Source organism: Mucilaginibacter metallidurans (genome assembly GCF_003286435.2).
In the GTDB taxonomy this organism is placed as follows: domain Bacteria; phylum Bacteroidota; class Bacteroidia; order Sphingobacteriales; family Sphingobacteriaceae; genus Mucilaginibacter; species Mucilaginibacter gossypii.
This window is the reverse complement of record NZ_CP043449.1, coordinates 724,724-747,608: the sequence shown is the minus strand read 5'-3', so window position 1 is coordinate 747,608 and position 22,885 is coordinate 724,724. Positions and strand designations below refer to the sequence as shown.

The following is a 22,885-nucleotide window of genomic DNA, read 5'->3' as shown; positions in this document are numbered from 1 at the left end:
TGCATTTATCATCGCGATCCGTTTGAAGTATATGACTGGTATAAACTTTCAGGGAAAGCAGGAACAAGCGTCCTGAGCTTTTCAGGCAGGCACATCCACGGGAATAATTTACTCATAGGGAATACTTTAGCACGTTTGGAGCTTGTTTTGGGGAAGCCTTTTACGTTTGTCAAATTATCTATGCCAATAATATTACCCGTAAATACATTATTATTGAAAACCACCTTGCTATATTGTTTGGGTGATTTGGAAAAAACAGCGGCGTTTTTACCGGCAAATAAAAAATAGTTATCATCAAAGCTTACATGATCCGGGATACCGTTTTCAATATCCGCCACCTCGGCAGTGCATGATTTTGAACCGTCATTATAAAAGATATTCCCTTTTACTATCGTACTATCTGTTACTCCGGCAAAATTGAACAATCGTTTACGGTTCAGACCGTCATTTACACTTAAGTTATAACGAATGATATTCCCGGTGGTCATTTCATTATCCTTATTGATCAGATCGGATATAACCAGCATAAAGCCACCCTCATTATCGTGACTGTAATTGTATTGGATGATGGTATTCCTGCTGTTGCCGTCGATATCAAAAGATTGCCCGTCGTTAGCCCAGTTATCATTCTGGGTATATGCCACTTCATTGTATTGAATCACCGTGTTATCACTGCTGTGCGGCCATATGGCTACCGCGTTATCCTTCGCCCTTGTACGGATATGGAATAGCTTATTATGTTCAACCATGGCAGTATCAAAAGCTTTAACCACAATACCATCGCCGCCGATATCATCAAGCAGGCAATTACGGATCACCAAGTACTTATTCGGGAACCATTTGGTCCTGAATGAAAATGTACCATTACCGCGGATACCGTTACGGTCAACCCGCTCCACTTTGCAATTTTCGATCAGCAAATGTTCTATATTACTTGGCTTTGGCCCCTGGCAATCCCAAAAGATGCCATAGCCCTCTGCCGATCCTTTTTTGTTGTCGCCATTAATATCATAAATATACAAATTGGCAAGCCTGATGTTGTGCAATGTGCCTATATCCTCAGCCAACACCCTTACACCGGTCGGCCCCGTTTTTTGGAAAGGCACGGTGCTGTCAAAGTTTGATAGCGCCAGGTACTCCACCACTATATTTTGAAGGTTCTTCAGCAAAACTGCATCTTTAAAGTGCCCGTTTGCCTTGATTTCGGGCAGGGCACCTGATCCGAAAGCGCTAAAAACAACCGGGGCTTTCACAGTTCCGGATCCCATCGGCACTAATTGGCCCTCCCACACTCCTCCCCTTTTGAACAAGATACTGTCACCGGCTTCAAAAACCTGTTTATTTACCCTGTTTAACGAGCGCCAGGCCTTGCCCGCACTTCGGCCATCAAACGTATCATCGCCTTTTTTATCATCGATATAATAGGTACCGCCAAAAACTTTTAAAACAGCGCTGCAACATAAAAACAGCATTAGTAATTGCTTCATACAATTTATATATATAACGATTTAATTCTCCAATGTCCAATCGCAGGAATCTTCCAGCAAACGCCCGTCAATATTGCTGCTTACTTCAATTTTATTTTTTCCTTTTTGCAGGGTAACATTATCCCACCTTATTGTGTGAAAATCATCGGCCTTACTGCCTTTTACCGCAACACCATTCACCATCAGTTTCACATCTGGATTAGTGCTGTACACTTTCACAACAGTTACCTGATGATGCCTAACCGTGTTTCTGCGATCGGTAATATATAACATAGGCTCAGTATTCCAGTTAGCTTTATAAAAGTAGAAAGCGTCTTTTTTAACTGCCCTATTATACGTTACCAGGCCTTTATCATTAATCCCGCCGGCATCACCCTCGGTACGGATAGATGAACCAAAATCTGCCAGCGCCCATACAAATTTTCCCCATATAAATGGCCTCATGCTAAGTTCCTGCCAGTTAGCCTCATGGTAGCGTGTTTGCCACTCTTCGGGATGGAACCTTCCATCAGCATCGGGCTTATCATCATTTTCTGCATGTTTAAACGGACTGCCGCCGGCCCCGTATTCGCTCACGGCAAATGGCTTCCGCGGATAATCATGGTGGGTTTTATCGGCCCATGAGCCAATTTGTTTAAACTCGCCATCATACCAGCCATAGTATTTGTTCCAGGCAATAATGTCTGATACCTGGTTAAACTGGCTTCCATCTAAAAAGGTAGCGGCAGTAGTTAAACGGGTAGGATCTTCCTTTTTAGCCACTTCATTCAACTGCTTTAAAAATGGCACCGGATCATCGTGATCAAGCTTTAGCTCATTAAATAAACCCCAAAAGCAAATAGCAGGATGGTTATAATTTTGCCGGATCATTTCTGTGAGCACCTGCTTTACCTGATTTTCCAATGCCTGGTTTTTCAGATATCCGGCACCAGTGTATCCTCCCGGGCCAACAAACGGAATCTCCGACCAAACAACCAGACCGTTCCTGTCGGAGAGGTCATAAAAATATTTACCATGCGGATAGTGGGTTAAACGAATGGCCGTAGCTCCTATCTCTTTGATAAGTTCCATATCTTTATTCAGATCGGCGCTGTCAACTGCCGATGCTTTGCCCTCCACATCTTCATGAAATCCAACACCATGCAGGTCGAGATATCTACCGTTTAGTATAAATCCCTTATCAGCATCAACGCGGTAAGTCCTGAACCCTAAAGGCTGTGTAACTTGGTCAATTATCTTCGCATCGCTTATTAAGCTAACATCAACAGTGTACAAATAGGGATCGGCTTTGCCATTCCATAAATGTGGTTGATTTAAATTTACCGTTTGTTTGCATTGTGTATTATTGGTTACGCTGCTTGTAACTGAGGCAATAATATTCTTACCGGCATCCAGGATATCAGCTTTAACTTTTAAACCTGCTATGTTATTTACCGATAATTTGGTTACAATATTCACTGCTGCTGTTTTATCAGATAAAACCTTTGGCGTTAGGTAAACTCCTGATGAGGCAAAATCTAAAGGAGAAATACAATTTTTTGATGTAACCAGCAAGGAAACCGGCCGGTGGATACCGCCATAAACGTTAAAATCGCCACAGAGAGGCAGCACATCTGTTCGGTAAGCATTGCTTACCTGCACTTCTATATTATTTACTTCACCCGGCTTAATAGAATCAGTTATTTCGATACAAAAAGCCGTATAACCTCCCTTATGCTCTGTAATAAAATGTTTGTTTATCAAAACTGAGGCTACACTATTGGCGCCTTCAAAATACAGGAACAGCCTTTTATTTTTCCAACTTTCCTTTACAATGAAACTTTTCTCGTAAATACCAGCCTCCCTGGCATAATTAGCCTCGCCTTTTAGCACATCGCTGGCATTCCATGTATGGGGCAATATTACATTGATCTTTTCGGGTTGCTTCCTGATATCATAAGCCAAATGAAATTTCCAGTCGCTATTAAAATTGATAACCTGACGGCTATCAGGAGCACCGATTTGAGCAAATGAGTAATTTGTATAGATCAATAACAGTGAAAAAAAGTATAAATATTTTGATAGTAGTTTATTCATAAAGCATAAGGAAGTAAACTGATCAGCGGTGACCAGTTAATGTTGCTGTTTTGGCTGTGAAAATTTTAGCTGATTGTTGATTTATTGATAAACACGCACGTAATCGACATAATATTTTAGTGGTAAAAGATTGTCGTTAAACGGGCCCGCCCATGACCCCTCATGGCCTAATGCCAGGTTTAGCAGCAGGTAAAAGTTCTTCTGAAAAATATTGCCCTCCTTTTGCTGCGCCTTGCTGATATCAAACACAAAGTATTTCAGGTTATCATAATAAAATTCAAACCTGTCGGGATACCACTCCAAAGCATAAATATGAAAACCATCGGCAGGTGCACCTACTATGGGGCTTTCACCCTGATGCTGGTATTTCCCTAACGAATCGGCATAATGTACAGTACCGTATACTTTTGAAGGATCACGGCCCAGGTATTCCATAATGTCTATCTCGCCGCAATCGGGCCATTTTACCGCACCACGGTTTGCTCCCAGCATCCAGATAGCCGGCCACGCCCCTGCACCGGTAGCTACTTTGGCGCGGACTTCCATGCGCCCGTATTTCCAGTCGGCTTTCCCTTTGGTGATGAGGCTGGCCGAAGTATAATGTGCAAATTGTTCCTTTTCGGCCCAATTGGTCGATCCGGATTTGTAGCGGGCATTTGGAAATTCCTCTTTCCTGGCTTCAATAACCAATGTTCCGTTTTCAACACGGCAATTTTCGAGGCGTTTGGTGGTATAATACTGAGGCTCGTTATTGCGTACAAATCCATCTTCATAATCCCATTTTTGAGGATCTGGCTGACCTTTATAACTAAACTCATCCGACCAAACCAGTTTCCTTTTTTGCTGGGCGTATGTGGATGCCCCGCATAAAACCAGGGCGATCAATAGAAATATTTTTTTCATCTGATGTTATTTTAGCCCTGCTATCAGGGCGTAATATCGCTTTTAAATAAGCCCACATTTGTAAGCGTTGGATTAAAGCGCGATGACTCAATTAGCAACCGTATTTTACCGGAGGTAACCGGCTTAAAGCTTAACAGGCGCTTATAACCTACCGTAGTGCCGGCGGTGATCTCAATCCATTTACCATCCTTCAGGCATTGCAGCGAAAATTTCTCTATCCGCTGGCCTTTAGTGATATCTTCCCGCAATTGCAATACGTTAAAAGATACAGGAGCAGACGAATCAAATTCAATTACAGCGGTAGAGTCCTTGCCTTTAGTTGTCCAAAAGGATCGCTGATCACCCACAAGCATCCGGTTATTGATCCCGTTTGTACATTGTACCGTAAATTCTTTCAGCAGGTTATTTTTAAAAAGTGATTCACGTAATTGCGCCCAATCTTTAAGGGCTTTCACGTCGCTATCGCTGATGAGGCCCCGTGTATCCGGTGGGATGTTCAACAACAATAAACTATTCCGTCCAATCGAGGTGAAGTAAATATTCAGGAGCTCCTGTCCGCTTTTTACTTTAGCATCTTCTGCCCGATGATAAAACCATCTCGGCCTGATGGAGACATCAGTTTCTGCGGGATACCAAACCAGTCCTTTTGCTCCTTTCAATCTGTCGCGGCTGCCGAGATCTTCACCCGCTTTGTAAACAACGGGTTTTACCATTACATCTTTTTGCGATGCATCGGCTATTTTCTTTTCTTGTTGTTCATCAACCGGTAACACACTCCATTCGGTTAACCTGCCTTTGCCGGTTTCTGTACCAACCCAGCGCACATCAGGCCCTTGTATGGCAATTACTGCCTGCGGCTGCAATTTGCGAATGAGTTTATACCAGCTGTTAAAGTCATAAACCTGTTTCTTGCCATTGGGGCCTTCCCCGTTTGCACCGTCAAACCATACTTCGTCAACTTTACCGTAATTACTTAGCAACTCGGTTAACTGGTTTTCAAAATAGGTATTGTACTTAACCGAGTCGCCGTAATATGCAGAGTTCCTGTCCCAGGGCGACAAATAGATCCCAAACCCTACGCCATACTTTTTACAGGCATTGGCTACCTCTTTAACAATATCGCCTTTGCCATTTTTGTACGGCGTATTTTTAATGCCATACTCAGTGAACCGGCTTGGCCACAGGCAAAAGCCATCATGGTGCTTGGCAGTAATGATCACCTGTTTGATCCCGGCATCCTTAACGGTTTTAACCCATTGCTCTGCACTAAGCTCAGTAGGGTTAAATTGTGAGATATCTTCCTTTCCATCGCCCCATTCCTCGTTGGTAAACGTGTTGATGCCAAAATGGAAAAACGCTGTCAACTCTAATTGTTGCCACCTCAGTTGCCTTGGGGATGGTGTTACATGAGCAGCCTTGTAAATAATGTCCTGCTCTGTATCGCCCGGCGAAATACTTGTAAAACTATTGTTTTGCGCCTTTGCGGAAGCAGCCAGCAGCAGTAAAGGAAAAATCAGTTTGTTTAAAAATGGCATATAATATGAGATCAAATTACTTTAAAGCTTTACCGTATGCCTTTTGCAAGGAGTAATAACGCCTTACCGACTCACCCCGCCATCGCTGCGCTTGGCACCCCTCTCTACGCAAGCGTAAAGACGGGATTTTATTCTTACAATTTTCCTTACCCTCTTTCCGCCAAAGGCGAAGAGAGGGTGGTCCAGCGCAGACCGGGTGAGTTAACTATGCGCCATGCCGTCTTTTCATGGCACACGGTAAAAACTCTAATTTATTTAATTAATCCATCCATCATTTTGTTTCAGGTTGGGATTTCTTTGCGTTTCAACCAATGGGATAGGCCAGTTGTAAATATAATCGCCCTGGAACGAATAGGTGTATACGTTGGCTCCCCAAACTTGCTTTACACCGTTGCCTGCGTAAAATACTTTGTCTTTCCATGATTTCCAGCGTAGTTCATCAAAGTAATTGATGCCCTCGTTCGGGAACTCCACCCTGCGCTCGTTTCTGATGCGCTCACGCAGGTCATCCTGTCCGGCTACTGCGGTGGCGGCATTTGAGTTTAATAAACCGACGCCGGCCCTTGCCCGTACTTCGTTTACTTTGGCAACGGCCTCTGAAGTTGAACCCTGCTCATTCAGCGCTTCGGCCCACATTAACAATACATCGGCGTACCTGATGATCGGAAAATCTGTTGGCCCGTAGGCACGGTTGATGGTTTCAGAGATCCCTTCATAAACAAATTTCCTGTACAGATAATAAAAATAGCTTTGTGTATCTGTACGCAGGTCACCACCTATTGCAGCTTCTGCACGGTAAGGCCAGCGTGAAGTTACTGTAGCATTTAGTGAATTATAAGCACCATTATAAGTAGAATATGGTGTAATGACATTGGCGGCCAAACGCGGGTCGCGATTAGCATAAGCTTTAAGGATCCTTTCTTCATTACCGGTTGGCAGGTATAAATTCATTGCCGCGCCCCTGGTTGTGGCTGCAGTAATTTCAGCAGCAGTGAGATTGTTCCTTAAAAAGAAAACTTCTCTTTGTGCAGGTGTAAGGCTCGAATAACCAGGTAGTACCGTATCCCAGTTAAAAGTTGAACCATCAAGATTTTGATACAGATCAACAAGATTTGGCGATACCAGGTATTGGTTCCAGCATGAACCAAAAGATGAACGGGTACCACAAAACCATTGTGTAGTTGAACCATAACCAGTGGTTCCGCCACCGGCAACAGCAACATTCTGGATAGAAAATATCATTTCGCTGCATTGCTCATTGGCGGCTTTAAATAAGTTTGTATAATTTGAATAGAGCGCATATCCGGCTGATTTTACCATATTAAAATCAGCGGCAGCCAAATCCCATTTTTTCAAATACATGTAGGCTTTACCACGTAATGCGTATGCGGCACCTTTGGTAACATGGCCGTAATTGGCTGCCCCTGCGGCATATATCTGCGGTAAGGCCGGCTCGTTAATGGCAGCAGTTAAATCCGCTACTACCTGGTTCCATACTTCCGTTTCTGTTGAGCGTGGTTTTGTTGCCTCTTCTGCTGTAAATGGTTCAAGGTATATCGGCACACCTTTCCATAACTGGTTTAACCTCAGGTAAAAATAAGCCCTTAAAAACTTACATTCGGCAACGTACCTGCTTTTCTTAGCAGCATCCGACGGCGATTTCAATGGTATATTTTTAATGGCGTCATTTGCGCGCTGTACACCTTCGTAAAGGTTTTGCCAGGTACTGCTGAAAAGCGAGTTCCCGGTAGTGATAGTTCCCGACAGCATGGATTCCTGGCTCCTGTATTGCCCGGTATATGCAAATCTGTCAAACATATACAATTCCAGCTCGCTGTCACCCCCTGTGTTTTCACCCAGTCTCAAGGCCTGGTAAACACCGGTAACACCCAGATCGGTAAAGTTATCGGTTGTCCACATGGTAGCCGAAGCCACAGACGAGTATGGTGAAGTATCAAGCAGGTTCTTTTTGCAACCTGTTACAATAATTACGGTAAGTAAAGCTATAAATATCTTTTTCATTATTTTTTCTCTTTAAAAAGTAGCGTTTAAACCAACTGAATATTGACGCATGGTAGGGTAGCCCACATTTGCCCCTATTTCCGGATCAAGGCCTGGGTACTTGGTAATGGTCAGCAAATTTTCGGCAGCTACATAGATCCTTATTTTAGTTAAAGCCCATTTCTCCGAGATCCTTTTAGGAATGGTATAGCCTAGCTGAACGTTTTTAAGTTTCACATACGACGCGTTATACAAGTAGAAATCACTGGCAACCGCAGCATTCTGCACATCAGATGTGTTTTTTAACCTTGGATAATGCGCGCCTGTGTTGTTCGCCGGATCGGAAGGATTGGCATCATTATAATAGTAGTGATTGTCTGCTATCAAAGTGCTAACAGCATTACCCAATGACACAATAGAGTTATTGTAACCGGTATCATTCCAGTAATAGTACATGCCAAAACTGCCCGCCCATATCATAGAACAATCAAAGCCTTTGTAAGCTACATTGAACTGCAAACCTGCGTTGTACTTCGGCACTGACGATTTTTTTGTCAGTTGCGCATCGTAGCTATTGCCATAAATACCATCGTTATTGGTATCGCCATAAATTAAATCGCCATAATAGATCTTGGTTTTGCCGATGCCATTACCCGGCTGAAATTTAAAGCCTGCATCTATCATGCCTTGCAGCCATGCCATATCTTGCGCAGTCCGGATCATGCCATCTTTAGGGCCACCGTTTTTGTTCACGGTTCCATCGGCATTAAAATAGTTGCCATTGCCTTTATACACCGGGTACAGGTAATACTCGTTGATCAAATGTCCCTGTATCACCCTTGTTGTGCCACCGCTTGATACCTGCCCGATATTTGATGAATACACCGAAGCACCTGTTGCATCAGTTGCATACCCTTCCTGTAAAGTGCCTTTGTACTTTTCAACCCGGTTAAAGTTGTAAGCAAAATTGCCCGATACGTTGAAGCTTAAATCACCGGCCTTGCCATGGTAACCTAATGTTACCTCGATACCGCGGTTTGATATTTCGGCAATGTTTTGCGTTGCAGCCGTTGCTGTACCTACTGTTAATGGCACTGTCGGCGTAAATAAAATGCCGCTGGTATATTTGCGATAGGCATCTATCTCAAAATTCATTTTGCCTTTAAACAGCGATCCATCCAAACCGATATTGGTAGTGGTTGTAGTTTCCCACTTTAAATTTTGATTAGCTGTTTTTGACTGGATCAAACCGGTTACAGCCGCTCCGTTAAATGAATAGGCTGTTGTACCATAGGTAGCCATGTAATCATAATTGCCTAAGGAAGCCGAAGAGTTTAGCACGTTATTACCGGTTTGGCCCCATGAAGCCCTCAATTTTAAATTGCCTACATAATTATTTAGGTTTTGCATGAAAGGCTCTTCAGAAATTCTCCATCCCGCAGCAAAGGCAGGGAAAAAGCCCCAGCGGTTTGCAGGTGCAAATTTTGATGAACCATCATACCTGAACACAGCCTCCAATAAATAACGCTGTTTGTAATCATAGTTCAACCGGCCAAAGAAAGATCTCAGCGAATAATCATATGCATCACCTGTGGCAGCCGTTGGTGTTGTAGCCGAGCTTAAAGTAGTTATTGTAGGGTCGATAAGGCCTAACTTGGTGGCATCAAAATAATAGTAGTTATAATAGTACTGGTCGAAACCGCCCAATATGCCAATATTATGATCTTTGGCGATGGTGGTATTATACCTTAAAACAGCATCCCAGGTAAGCAGGTAGTTTTTATTAAAATCGTAATAGGTGCTCAACTGCGCCGGGGCCGTTGCTGCCGATTTTAAAGTGTTGGTTGAAAAATCCCATCGCTCTAATGGAATGGTGTAGGAATTGTTCTCCTCAAAACGCGTTTGATAGTTGAATTTTGTTTCGAGCACCAGACCTTTGTACAAATTAACATTCGCAAAAATGGTACTGTTAAACCTCGATTCCTGATCCCTGCCACCGGTGCTGTTTAAATAGGTGAGGATGTTATTGGCTGTTGATGATTCTTCAGGTGCAGATGGGAAACCATATTTACCATTATAATATGGATATACGCCGGGTGTGGTTTGCCTTAAATAATTAAAGGCATTGCTTGTACTGGCCAACCCATAGCTTTGTAACGATGCAAATGTCTGCGTACCGACAGTTAAAAACTTGGTAGCCTTTGTTTGCAGGTTCGCCCTGAACTGGTATTTGTTCGACCCGGTATTTTGCATGGTGCCCGGGTTGCCATTATATCCGGCCGATAGCAAGTACTGTGTGGTTTCATTACCGCCATTCAAAGCAATGTTATGGTCTTGCAGTACATTGTTCTGAAATATGGTTTTCGCCCAGTTTGTATTAGGATAAGCAATATAATTAGGCACGCCGATAGTATTTAACCCATTAGGATCTGCGTCGGCTTTTTGCCACAGGGCTATGGTTGCATCGGTATAAACCGGTGTTTGGCCAAGGTTTCTATAGCCTTCATTTACCAACTGCATATGCTTTACATAGTCAGTTACAAACGAGGGCATATTAGTAGGATTGGTTTTAGATGCTATACCACTGTAAGTAATGGTGGTTTTGTTTTTACTCCCTTTTTTAGTGGTTACCAAAATAACACCATTTGCGGCCAGCGAGCCATATATAGAGGCCGCAGCAGCATCTTTCAATATTGAAATACTTTCAATGTCGTCGGGGTTTACAGCATCAAGCGTGCCCTGGATCCCATCAATCACTACCAGCGCGTTGTTGTTGTTTAACGTACCCAAACCCCTGATGCGGATGGTTGCACCATCGGCGCCTGGCTTTCCTGAACTTTGCATCACCGACACACCTGAGCTTAAACCGGTTAATGCCGATGAAACGTTGGTTACAGGGCGGTTTTCCAGGTCTTTTGCACTGATGGTAGCTACCGAGCCAACAACATTTACTTTTTTCTGTGTTCCGTAACCTACAACTACGACATCGTTAAGGCTCGTGTTTTGCTCGGTAAGAATAATATCAACTACCGAAGCATTGCCGGCTGTTTGTTCCTTAGTTACAAAACCTATACAGGAAAATACCAATACGGCATTGCTGTTGGGTATATTTAAACTATAAGTTCCCTTACTATCGGTGATGGCACCGTTAGCTGTTCCCTTTACCCTAACACTTACCCCAGGTATGTTAAGGCCTTTAGCGTCCTTTACTGTACCGGTGATCTTTCCAATTTGCGAATAGGCATTAGGAATAAGCAAAAGGAGTATTGCTAAAATTCCCAGGGCTTGTTTAAAGCCCTTTTTTGCAATACTTACTTTAAAATAACTGCATAAGTAAATTTTATCCATTTTGATTCATTTTGATTTGGTTGTTTTATTTATTGTGATTGCTTAAAATAAAATGGAGATCAGGCACTTATTGATCCGGTAACGCTATTTGGTATAGCATGTAGTCAATAAGCAAGATCATGAGGCAGGTCAATGAATTATCATTTCTTTCATGGTTCATTTATTTTTGGTTAAACAAAACTGACTTAAATGACCTGTTTGGAGGGGGTATTATTTTAATGAAATGGGGCGAAAATTCAAAAATGGCTATTGTAAATGCCTTTTTTCTTAGCTAAACCCTATTTGGTCGTCTTCACCAAAAAAACTATCAATGAATGAAATCGCAGGAACCTTGATCTATTTGGATAGCAAATGGTATTGGTCGGTAAGCACATTCGGGTATCTGCCGGGAAGATGACTTTCCTTATCTGCGATAAGCTTAGATATAAACTTTAACAACCAGGAGAACTTCAGGTGAAATACGTACTGAAAAAAAGAAAACCAGATCGCATCGAATTATTCAATTAAATAGCTTGATCAACAGCAGATTGGTGGTAAAAAAGAAGGGCAAGCGACCGGATTTCCGTGCTTGCCCTTTTGGCTCCCCAGACTGGATATAATTCGAACCATTTATTGAGGCAACTCAAGACTTTATTTAAATGATTTACATACGGAATAGAAGGGGGCGACTCCACTATGAGCACTATTTCTATTAACTCAAACAGGACTAATTTCAAACCATTTGAATAAAACAATGCGGTTTTTAACGTTATGGATAAATCCCAAATCAGCTCCCCAGAGAATTATGGCCGTATGGAAACCTTGGTCTTATTCTTCGGCATGTCTATTGAATAAGGGTATATTTGAAAACCATACTCTCGAATCGTTTCGATAATTCAACAAAAATATTAAAATCCAAGGATAATTAAGGTCAAGACTTCCGGAATATCCACTTTAACAGGAGTAATGTCGACTTCACCTCGCAGGAACCAAAAAGTTGATTATGCCCGTTCAAGACTGACGTTATGAGTATTGATTGCAGTCAATTTTTGGAGGATTGCTTGTCATTGGTGCGGTAATCGAAATACTTCGCCGTATTGCGTCGTGGTGCATAGCACACAATCATCTTATCAAATGAGTATGCAGCACCAAGGTAAATACAGCGCATTACTGCAATTGGTTTCTGTAGCAAAGATATGGTTGTGGTTGTTGTATGCAGTGCTTGATTTGGTTTTGACTATAGTCGAACATCTAATACTCAATTGAGCAGTGATGATATTGGATTACAAAATCAATGTTCTCTTAGCTCGTGGTCGGTGTTTTCACCGCACCATTGTTGGCTATTGCTTTATCCCCCTGTTTCCCCCGATTAACTGCGTTCGTCAAATTTAATTATGTAGTGTAGAATAATTTACATGGTACTAAGTACCGTTTACCGGCAGCGTAAACCAAAATGTACTGCCTTTTCCGGGCTCACTCTCCACCCCGATCTCGCCGCCATGCTGCTTGATAATCTCAGCGCAGATATAAAGGCCCAGACCGAGGCCGGTCTGTAAGGCACCGTTTTTTGTACGGAAGTAGCGTTTGAAGATATGTGGCAGCTGGTCCGGCCGGATACCGGGTCCCTTGTCTTTTACGCTGATCCGGATAACATTTTCCATGTGTTCCGCGCGGACCTGAATGGTACCCGTATCCGGCGCATACTTCACCGCGTTTTCCACAAGGTTTACCAGTACCTGTTCTATCTTTTTTTCGTCCGCATATACTTCGGCGGACAGGTCGCCTTCCATGAGCAGTTCTGGTTTGCCCGGTACCCGGAGGAAGTCGAAGCAGTCCTTCATGAGCGCCCCCAGGCGGAAAACGGTTTTTTCCAGGGTGTATTTCCGGGCGGCAAGGCGGCTCGCGTCAAAAAGATCGTTGACCAGGTAAGTGAGCTTGTTCACGCTCCTGTTCGCCTGTTCGATCATATTGTGCTGTAAAGGGGGCATTTCATTACCCTGGTGCGTATGCAAGACCTGTACCGCAGCTTTCAGGGCGGTAACGGGCGTCCGCAGCTCATGGCTTGCGATGGCGATAAACTCCTCCCTTTCCTGGAGCAGCGAAAGGTTGTGCTGCCGGAGTTCCGTTTGTTCCATCGCCACATCGGCAAGCTTTTTCAAAAGTCTTTGTTCTTTTTCATTCAGTTTGCGCGGTTCCGTATCGATCAGGCACATCGTGCCGATGATGTAACCGTCAGGCGTTACGATGGGAGCACCCGCGTAAAACCGGATCTTCAGAAAATCTTTTACATAGGGGTGGTTGGCAAAAAGTTCGTGCTTACGGGTATCCTCTACCAGCAGCAGTTCCGGCTCAAGGATAGCGACAGCGCAGAAGCCGACACCCCGGCTTACGTACTGAAGGCCGTTCAGGCCCACTTCAGCTTTAATGAATTCGGTATCGGCATTCAAAAAAGAAATGTGGCTGATCGGGCAGTCAAACAGGTCGCAGGCCAGTTCACAGATGCTGTCGAAAGCTTTCTCTTTTTGTGAATGGAGGATCTGGTAACGATCCAGCGCGGCGACGCGTTCAGCGTCATTATCAGGTATCAGGTTTATTCCGTAAACATTATCCATAAGGCAATAAGTTTCCTGAAAGCTAATTTATCTTATTTTTAGAGAAACCGTCTTATTATTTTGATAACGTTGACCGGTTGTTATTTATAAAACAAAAGCCTGCAACCGGTTAGCGTACCGCGAAGCAGGTTTCAAATTGTTTTATTATTTATCTCCCGGAAAGCTGAGTCATTTCTTTAGGGATGAAATCCCAAAACGATGTTAGCTGATAAAAGTATATCGGAGCGGTACTATAAGGGGCAAATTCATGAATTTTCAACGATCCAACAAAGCTGTTACATTTTTTTAATTTATTGTGCCCATTAATTTCTATCTTATTAATTTATATTTGTTAAGCCATCACTTAGCATATTAATACCCTTATAGCTCCTTACTCTACCCAAGCCTGTCCCCCGACGGGCTTTTGTATTTTTCATATTACTATTTGGAAACTTTACTGAGGATTTTTACTTTTAATTTCATTGTTATTTTAATAGGGGTATTAAATAACAAAATTTCAGCCACGCTTCGTTGGAAGCGTGTTTTTTTTGTGAATGCTAACTTCAGCCTGGTTATGTTTATACATGGATAACCTTTCAAGAATTCAATTTTATGCGTGAGTAATTTTTTTCCTTGTATCCGTAATCCGATTCCGGATAGCCATGTTACAATAAAAGCTTGTCTTTGAGTATTTTGTAATGTTTTTCGTATCTTCCCGTAACCTTTAACCTTCTGACGATGCGCTTTTATCAAAAACGCCAAGCTTGGTGTACGAACAATTTCAGGCCTCTTTTTTTTTGTTCACAGACATCTCGACGGATCAACAAACCTATTATGAGGGCAGTTTTATTTCCATTCGCTATCAGCCCGATGGTCATTACCTTGACGTGGATTGGAGAGGCTATCAAAACTATGACTCTGTAGTCAAAGGGTGCGAAATCATGCTCGACCTGATGAAAAGAACCGCTGCTCGCCGGTGTTGAACAATAATACCCTGGTCAAAGGTAACTGGTCGGAAGCATCCGACTGGGGTGCAGAAGTTTGGTTTCCGGCAATGGCCAAAGCCGGTCTAAAGAAATTCGCCTGGATCTATTCACCCAGCACCTTCAGTAGGATTGCGGCCGGCAAGAGCCTGCCATCGGAATACGATGCTGTACAAGTTGCCTTTTTTGATGATATACAAAAAGCCAAGGGATGGCTGCTCAATCGATAAAAACATCAAAAATCATTTAACCTTGTGGAATTGGTGCTGATATCCTTCGCCCAACCTGCGGCATTATGACAGTTATAAATGAAGGATGTGGCTTACTTTGTAGCTGTTAGTTCGCATGAACCCTAAAGTTTCGTAGAATAAATAAGCGTCGGGATTATCAGTGAATAGTCTTAAGGTGATAAAGTGTTGGCGCGCATGATGAATGATATTTTCCATAAGAATTCTACCATAGCCTTTCCGGCGGTGTTCCTGCCGGATATACAAATGCCTGACCCGTCCAACGTTCGGGTTTTCAATATAAGGGTCGTAACTCAGTCCGCCTATACCCGTCAATTGGCCGGCTCGGAGCAAACCATATAATTGTTCCCCGGGTCTGTTAAAGCGGCTGGCACCGTTTTCCCATTCCTCCATGGTCTTTTGTACAAATGCATAACCTTCCTTTATCGATGGCGCCAGCAGTTCGCGCACCAGTTTAAAGTTGTCATCGTTAACCACGATGATTTGCGTGTCTTTCGTTAATAGGGTCATTTCTTGTAGAACGCTGATTCTTCCGTACGTTCTCGGATACCATTACTGAGTGAGTACGGGTATGATATGAAATAGTTAAACAATTTTTTGATCGAAGGCCGGATCGGCTTTCCGTCTGCGATATGCACCACCGATAATGGTCCTTTTGTCAGTTTCCCAAAAATAGCCCTCCGGGTTGGGTCGCCTAAAGCATTCAATGCCTGATCATAATTTACATAGTTAGTTAAAACCAACCGTTAGTACAAACTTACTAATAGTTTTTTTCTCCAAACTTTTTTAGACAAACTGCGATTTTGAAAGCTTGGCCGGATCCAAACAATTTAGGTCGGATGGTCGAGATAAACAGGGTCAGCGCATGGCTGGTAAAAGAAGTGACAGGCACATTGCGGGAATGCTTATCTTCGTAGGGCCAGTGTAACTCTCTAATGACCAAAGAAAGCTTGATCCAATTTATTCAACAGGTGCTGCCAACAATAATTAACAAAGGAGAAGGCTCGGGCGATATTGCGGCACAGGGTCGCCAACTTAATAACATGTAAAATAGCTTATATTAAATCGGATAAATACCGATTACTTCATTATAATTTTACATTATTTGTAAAATAATTTATAGAAAAACGGAATAAATCCGATTTTTTATTCATAATTTCACATGATGAATTTTCAGGAACAATTGGAAATGTACGCAGAGGAACCGCTTACCCGGCAACTGATGCTCGCCTTACTAAAGGATTACAAGCGACCAAATGACAAGATCGGTGAATTGCTGAAGAGCGAAGAACTGACCAGCGTGAAGAATGGCCTGTACATCCCGGGCCGGAAGAGCAGGATTGCCAAGCCGGAACCCATGCTGATCGCCAATCATCTTTGGGGGCCCAGTTACGTTTCATTTGAAACCGCACTGTCTTATTGGGGCTTCATACCAGAAAAGGTGTACGAGATCAGCTCCGTCACCACGAAGCTATCCAGGAAATACCGCACAAAGGCTGGGAGGTTTACTTACCGGCATGCAGCTCTGCCATACTATACTTTTGGGATCAAGAATGCAAGCTTATCGGAAAAGCAGGTAGTGTTGATCGCTTCACCGGAAAAGGCAATCTGCGATAAGATTGTGATGACACCAGGCATCCAGCTCCGCAGCCCGGCGCAGGTAATTTCCTTTTTGACCGAAGACCTGCGTATCGATGAGGATCGCCTGAGGGGATTGAATAACCAAATGCTGGCATCCTGGATTCCCGATGCGCCCAAGCGGGATAGTTTAAAGATGTTAACAAAGGCATTAAATACGATATGATAGCAGATTGGTTAAAAGCATATAACGCGCAGAATCAGCAGGAGGCATTTGACGCCATGCGCGAGATCATGCAGGAGATCGCGTTAGCCGGGCTCAGCCGCGCAGGCTTTTTTGAAAAAGCCGCTTTCTATGGCGGCACGGCACTCCGCATCTTCTACGGGCTTAACCGTTATTCGGAAGACCTGGACTTTTCGCTGCTGGCTGCCGATCCTGAATTTTCACTGGAGCCTTATTTCGATGCCATTAAGGCGGAGTTCGAAGCGCTCGGCGTACAGGTCAGCATCAATGAAAAGGTTAAGGCGAAGCGGTCCAACGTCGAATCGGCTTTTTTAAAATCCGATACCATTTGGAAAGAGCTGGTGCTGGAAGGTGTGGTACCGCAGACCGGCCTGAAGATGATACCGAACCTGAAGATAAAAATCGAGGTGGATACCGAGCCACCGCTCGGCTTTCAGACGGAAGAAAAGCTGCTGACCCGGCCGTTTTCATTTTATGCGAAAACCTTTACCTTGCCGAGCCTTTTTGCAGGAAAGATGCATGCGCTGTTGTTCCGCAAATGGCAGAACCGGGTCAAAGGCAGGGATTGGTACGACCTGGAATGGTATATCCGTAAAGGTGTAAAACTTGACCTGGGGCACTTCCTTTTGCGAGCGAAGGACAGCGGCGACTGGACCGAAGAAACGATCACCAAAGAACAGTTTCTGCAACGCTTACGGGACAAGATCAACAGCGTGGATTTCGATAGGGTTAAGGATGACGTGGTACGCTTCATTGCAGATGACAGGGTTTTAGAAATCTGGGGGCCGAAATACTTCAGCGACCTCATTGCGAATTTGAAGTTTGAAGAATGATATAGAGGTTGTCTCATAAGACGTTTTTTTTGTTTCAGGTTGGATTTTAGGTAACTTAAAGACATGGGATGTCAGCTGGTCTTTAAGGAATATGATCCGACCAGTTGACGTTTTTACCGTACAAACTGGAAAAATCAGTACCAGCAGGTGGATATTCTGAAACCGTTGACCAATTCATTCCGAAAAACAGGCAGGCATTCCGTTACACGCTGACCATGCTATTTTCTTCACGTAGCTTGTTAAATTTAAATTCATTAACACAATTCGTTGCTCTAAAAAGCGCGGAATAATATGGTCAGGCCGGCCGTAATATCCAGACCGTGGTCGAAACAAACGAGAAAACGATAATATGGTTTATACCGGACTACAAAAGAAGGTGATAATTATAATATATTTCTAATGGCAGGTAAATATCATCCGGCTATTTATTCAACCAATCGCATTCGAATCAAAAATTGCTGTCTCTGTTGGAGAAAAATAACCAAAACTTGCAATTAAAAAAAGGAATGGCGCTCAAGAGCGAAGCTCAGACAACCGGAATCAGTATAAATTCGCTTGCAACCATTAATAGCGTAATACTTAGAATGTTTAAGGCCACCAAGATAGCCGCAAAAAATTTGAGGTATTCTATTATGTTGGCATCTAACGGAGCAGGCTTAGGTGCTATTAGCTTTAGTGGCGGCAAAAGTCATATGATAGCCAGCGTTAATGCCAGCAAGCTATCCGCGGTCGTTTGGGTGACTAAAGTTTTTATGGAGGGTTCTTTGTGTTTGTCAAACAGCCGGCCCATCAAAACACAGGTTGATCGCCTCGAAAAGCTCTTCCGGTCCGAAAGGCTTACGAATGTATCCGCAGGCACCCATTTTCAGTCCAGCCGCGACTTCCTTTGTTTCCGCGCTGGCTGTTAAAAAAATGAAGGGAATATTCGCGGTCAAAGGATTAGCATGGAGTCCATTGAAAACTTCATAGCCATCCGGGCCAGGCATCATGATATCACAAAGTATCAGGTCCGGCAGACGCTGGGCGGCCAGCAACATACCCCTTTCACCATTTAGCGCCGATATAACCTTGTAGCCTTCCAACTCCAGCAGCTCGCAGGTATTTTCACGGATATCATCATTATCCTCTATCAACAATATCGTTCTCATAAGCCTTGATCTAATGGAAGTTCAATAGTAAACGTCGTTCCCTGCCCCGCTAAACTCAGAAAGTTGATACTTCCATCCAATAGATCGACGTAACGTTTAACAATATTTAAGCCGAGGCCGGTCCCCTGAATATTAGTCGCATTTCTGGCTCTGTAGAATTTAGTGAATATTTTTTTTTGTTCGTCAGCCGGAATCCCGATACCTTCATCGCGTACTTCAATGACTGCTCGCTTTTTCCCAGCATTGATGTCTAAATGCACAGCCTGCTTTTCAGCAGAATATTTAATGGCATTGGTGAGTAAATTGAGAAAGATATTTCTCAGAATCTTTTTATCCTGGAAAATACCGCGCTGTCCTTTATAGTCAAAATCAATATGCTGCCCTGCTTTCAGCATACCGTTGACCTCTTCAATCATATCTTCGGCGAAAGCACATAAGTCAAAATCCTCCTTCAACAATTCCACTTTGCCCTGCTCGACTTTGTCAAGCGAAAGAAACTCATCAAGGATGCCGGTAAGGTTTTTTACCGATGCCCTGATCCGCTGGATATGCCTATACCTTTTTTCTTCCTCATCAATTTTACGATAGGATTCAGCCAGCGATAAGCTGGACAGTATGGCGCTTAGCGGGGTACGAAATTCATGAGAAGCCATGGCCACAAAGCGGGATTTCATTTCGTTCAAACCTTTTTCCCTGGCCAGTGATTGCGTTAGTTCCAGGGTCCGTTCGCGGACTTTCGCATCGAATTCTTCACTGGACCGTGTCCGCTCTGTAATATCGGTAATAAAAATTAGCGCCAGTTGCCCCTCTCCTGGCAGGTAATGCCCAAGACTGATCTCCAACGGGAGTTCTTTACCGTCTTTTCTCCGGCCAGACATGCTGAGTCCGTATCCCATCGACCGGGCCCTTCGCCGCTTAAAATAACCTTCCCGGTGTTTAACATGGTTCTTACCGAAGCCATCCGGAATCAGCATTTCTACCAATTGACCGTTTAGCGCTTCCTTTTGATAACCAAACAGCTTTTTTGCCCAGGGATTTGCCAAAGCTATCCTTCCATCGCCGCTGATGACCAGGACACCCATCGTGACATATTGAAACATTGCCTTGAATCCTGCTTTAATTGCAGGCGATATCGTTTCTTGCCCATTCATTTCACGGGGATTTACACAACAATCGTTTTTCGATTGGCGCCTAGTAAAGCTAAACATTATATTTCTATAAGTTGTAAAATAAAAGATAGCAGCAGAAAAGACGATTGTATCCATAATTGTCATTTATAAAAAAATTACCGCGCAAGGGCCGCGGGTTTAAGATGAGCATAGGTATTCTGCTGGTTTCGAAATAACAGCAAATGGCCTGGGCAGCGATACAGACGCTGATATCACACATATAATGAACTGGACGCCTTAATAGCCCCGCGCCCGATCAGGTTAACGATCTGCTTGCCCTTTTTAAAATGCAACCCTGTGTTACTGCTGCCAATACAACCCAAAATGGAGTGACATATCTAAAGCAAAAATAGCGGGCGTACCAGTCCCGGCCAAGCCGGTGATAAACGATCCCCGGGCATAAACACAAGCGGCATAATTGCAACCCATACCCGATCCCTCAGCTGCATTGAATAAAGAATTTACAGGCCCGGACAATTTGTCTGAAGCGCGATCCAGCGCTTTTCCAGCCCGGCGGTCAGCGCTACCTTGTTCTTCCCGTCAGCATCTCATGGCAATAGCAGGAGCTATCCGGCACGGGCAGGCAGGCAAATGAGTGGTATATATTGATACTGCCCTTATTACTTTGGATTTTTTAAAATTGACAGGCCGAGCAAGCTTTCAGTAACAGGACTGCAATTACTGCCGGGGAATAAATTAAGGTCGTTCATGTTGATGATTTTGTATCGCGACGGAACTTTTCTGGGAGTGTTAAACGCTGGGAAGCAATTTACCAAAATCGCTGCGCCTGCAACCTGTAATCGAACAGATTATACTACAGTTTTTGGTTTGGGCCCTTAAAATCAGTCCTGCTGTAATGCCCGGCATTCTTTAGCTCCGGGAATAAATAAGTAAATTGCCTAATCCCGTAAATCGTGAGCTACCCCGCCGTAAGCGAACAGAATATTTTCGATCGGGTCGGCATGGTGGGGGGCGTTGATGACGGGGCAACCAGGCATAATCTGCAATTTTTTCACAAGTTCCGCAGGCACTTGGCGAAATGCAGGACGGCACCATTTGCTATTGAGATTTCATTCATTCGACGATATCCCGGAAGACGTATCTCGCCCCTTTAAGTGCAGCCTTTTGTTAAATTCTTCCAGGAGGTGTATGTATTTTTCCATCCAGTAATAAACAGGGCTAATTTCGCCGTTTGCCGGGCTCGGCGCAACTTCCAGGTATTCATTGAGCGATAGCTCCGTTTCATATATTTCAACAGGAAAATCTTTCGAGAAATCGTAATTGATTGCAGCTCCAACCTGGGTTATCTGGTTTATATCGAGCTTTTCGTTTTCAAACCAATTATACAATGACCTCCGGCTGATTCCGATTCTGCGTGAAATTTCACTTATTCCTAAAGGACTTCGCCGGACTACGTACTCTACAGTTCTACCGCGGTGTCGCTCTGGATTTTTTTCAGTTGTTGCAATAGCAGCAATTTCAGCTTTTAAGAATTTTGCCATTTCATTGTAAGTTAATAAGCTAAAAAACTACTACTGGACACGGTTCAGTAGTAGAACTATTCTTCCTAAAATCCTAATCCCATCTAGTATTTTAGCTTCTTCTTCTTCTCGGCATTCGAGCTCAGGTTAAATAATGGCTTCTGATTATAAATAAAGTTAATTATAACGTATGGTATTTCCTATTGATTTAAAAATTATAAACAATCCCTCAATAATCGCCCTGGAAAATTCATTGATCGAGCAACGTTGGGTCAGCACATAGCACTTCCATAGTTGCTTGATCATTGCTACAGGCGCCATCTGTCCTGCATCGAGCACCTTTCGATCGGTTCTCATGTCACGGTCGGTCATCGTAGTTACGTATAGAACATAGCGCATAAAGATTTTGAATCGCTTCAGGCATTATTTCAATACCTTGTTGTTTTTCTGTTTCCATAGTTACCTCATGTGCAAAGCTTCGACGCAGGTCATTGACAAGGATGAACCTGCACCGGTTTTGTGGTGACACGCATCAGGCCGCTTCAGCATTACGATAACTTTACACTGGGTTTCAACGCTTCCGGCCCGGCAATTCCGGGCAACGTTTGTTGACGCCTGAACAAAACGATGAAAACGACAATACTGATGATCGCTGCGAAAAAGCACCACACCGATAGTTCGTAATCCTCGAAAAAGAGATGGGTAATGCTATAAGCTATTCCTATTGAAAGGCCAAAAAGCCACATTTTTTTTACACTCGAAATAAACGGGGGAATAACGGTGGCTATAAAATATAAAACAGCAGAATCGTGCAGCGCGGAATTCATGTCGCCCAGACTGTAAAAAATATGCATTCCGGCTATGGCCGCATGAATAGGCTGGGTCATCAGCCGGTAAGCCAGATAAAATGAAACCAGTAAACCAAGCCCGGATACTATATATAATATTTTTTTTCGGGGCTTGTCTGTTTCAAGTAATAAGATAGAACAGGGCACCCAGGATGGCCAGATGACCTGGGCAAACGTCAAAAAAGTATAAGTTGCCGGCTTCAGCCATAAGGAATAGCCGGGATGTAATAATGCAAGCCATACCAGTCCTTCTGATGCCTGCTGGACGGCAAAAATGAGAGGGATAGCGGCAAACATTATTTGCGCCGGCTTACCGGATTTGCGGAGGGTGGCCATACCGGTTACAGAAAGAACCGCGCTGGCGCCAAAACTTACTGCTGCTGAAAAACACATCTTGCTTTCTCCTTAGATTGATAGTGGGTTAAATTCCAAA

At 43.5% G+C, this 22,885-nt stretch carries 15 protein-coding genes; 3 read left to right on the top strand and 12 right to left on the bottom strand.

All coding sequences use genetic code 11. The features are described from left to right. Positions 1–8 precede the first annotated feature (8 nt). The 7 genes from DIU38_RS03300 to DIU38_RS03270 form a co-directional block, all read right to left on the bottom strand. Positions 9–1,487 carry a right-handed parallel beta-helix repeat-containing protein gene (locus DIU38_RS03300; protein WP_146750418.1) on the bottom strand — a complete coding sequence of 493 codons (1,479 nt, stop codon included), beginning with the start codon at positions 1,485–1,487 and terminating at the stop codon, positions 9–11. 21 nt (positions 1,488–1,508) lie between these two features. Further along, positions 1,509–3,563: a glycoside hydrolase family 2 protein gene (locus DIU38_RS03295; RefSeq protein WP_112654463.1), complete on the bottom strand. Its 2,055-nt coding sequence runs from the start codon at positions 3,561–3,563 to the stop codon at positions 1,509–1,511. 81 nt (positions 3,564–3,644) lie between these two features. Then, a complete protein-coding gene (locus DIU38_RS03290) occupies positions 3,645–4,466 on the bottom strand; it encodes a glycoside hydrolase family 16 protein (RefSeq protein ID WP_112654464.1) in 822 nt (273 codons plus the stop codon). Positions 4,467–4,489: 23 nt separating this feature from the next. Further along, entirely contained in the window at positions 4,490–6,001 is a 1,512-nt protein-coding gene (locus DIU38_RS03285; RefSeq protein WP_112654465.1) for an alpha-L-fucosidase, read from the bottom strand. Between the two features lie 255 nt (positions 6,002–6,256). Next, positions 6,257–8,023, bottom strand: a complete 1,767-nt coding sequence (locus DIU38_RS03280; protein WP_112654466.1) for a RagB/SusD family nutrient uptake outer membrane protein — start codon at positions 8,021–8,023, stop codon at positions 6,257–6,259. A 12-nt stretch (positions 8,024–8,035) separates the two neighbouring features. Further along, entirely contained in the window at positions 8,036–11,350 is a 3,315-nt protein-coding gene (locus DIU38_RS03275; RefSeq protein ID WP_112654467.1) for a SusC/RagA family TonB-linked outer membrane protein, read from the bottom strand. Between the two features lie 1,400 nt (positions 11,351–12,750). Beyond that, positions 12,751–13,941, bottom strand: a complete 1,191-nt coding sequence (locus DIU38_RS03270; protein ID WP_112654468.1) for a GAF domain-containing sensor histidine kinase — start codon at positions 13,939–13,941, stop codon at positions 12,751–12,753. Positions 13,942–14,851: 910 nt separating this feature from the next. Here DIU38_RS03270 and DIU38_RS03265 point away from each other — a divergent pair. Beyond that, on the top strand, positions 14,852–15,133 hold the full coding sequence (locus DIU38_RS03265) for a hypothetical protein (RefSeq protein ID WP_146750419.1): 282 nt from the start codon (positions 14,852–14,854) through the stop codon (positions 15,131–15,133). Positions 15,134–15,205: 72 nt separating this feature from the next. On the opposite strand, the gene DIU38_RS03260 is transcribed toward DIU38_RS03265, so the two are convergent. Next, positions 15,206–15,661, bottom strand: a complete 456-nt coding sequence (locus DIU38_RS03260; RefSeq protein ID WP_112654471.1) for a GNAT family N-acetyltransferase — start codon at positions 15,659–15,661, stop codon at positions 15,206–15,208. A gap of 679 nt (positions 15,662–16,340) precedes the next feature. On the opposite strand from DIU38_RS03260, the gene DIU38_RS03255 reads away from it, so the two are divergent. Beyond that, positions 16,341–16,955 carry a type IV toxin-antitoxin system AbiEi family antitoxin domain-containing protein gene (locus DIU38_RS03255; RefSeq protein ID WP_243770828.1) on the top strand — a complete coding sequence of 205 codons (615 nt, stop codon included), beginning with the start codon at positions 16,341–16,343 and terminating at the stop codon, positions 16,953–16,955. Beyond that, entirely contained in the window at positions 16,952–17,806 is an 855-nt protein-coding gene (locus tag DIU38_RS03250) for a nucleotidyl transferase AbiEii/AbiGii toxin family protein (RefSeq protein ID WP_112654474.1), read from the top strand. Before DIU38_RS03255 ends, DIU38_RS03250 begins: the two co-directional genes overlap by 4 nt. Positions 17,807–18,579: 773 nt before the next feature. Here the strand turns inward: DIU38_RS03250 and DIU38_RS03245 are convergent. The 4 genes from DIU38_RS03245 to DIU38_RS03230 all read right to left on the bottom strand — a co-directional run bounded on the left by DIU38_RS03245 (position 18,580) and on the right by DIU38_RS03230 (position 22,845). Beyond that, positions 18,580–18,954 carry a response regulator transcription factor gene (locus DIU38_RS03245; RefSeq protein ID WP_112654475.1) on the bottom strand — a complete coding sequence of 125 codons (375 nt, stop codon included), beginning with the start codon at positions 18,952–18,954 and terminating at the stop codon, positions 18,580–18,582. Then, positions 18,951–20,105, bottom strand: a complete 1,155-nt coding sequence (locus DIU38_RS03240; RefSeq protein WP_112654490.1) for a PAS domain-containing sensor histidine kinase — start codon at positions 20,103–20,105, stop codon at positions 18,951–18,953. Before DIU38_RS03240 ends, DIU38_RS03245 begins: the two co-directional genes overlap by 4 nt. Before the next feature lie 1,088 nt (positions 20,106–21,193). Beyond that, complete coding sequence (locus tag DIU38_RS03235; protein ID WP_112654476.1) at positions 21,194–21,625, bottom strand: helix-turn-helix domain-containing protein; 432 nt, start codon at positions 21,623–21,625, stop codon at positions 21,194–21,196. Between the two features lie 527 nt (positions 21,626–22,152). Beyond that, the gene (locus DIU38_RS03230) at positions 22,153–22,845 is read right to left on the bottom strand and encodes a DUF6629 family protein (RefSeq protein ID WP_112654478.1); all 693 of its coding nucleotides are present in this window, start codon (positions 22,843–22,845) and stop codon (positions 22,153–22,155) included. Positions 22,846–22,885 lie beyond the last annotated feature (40 nt).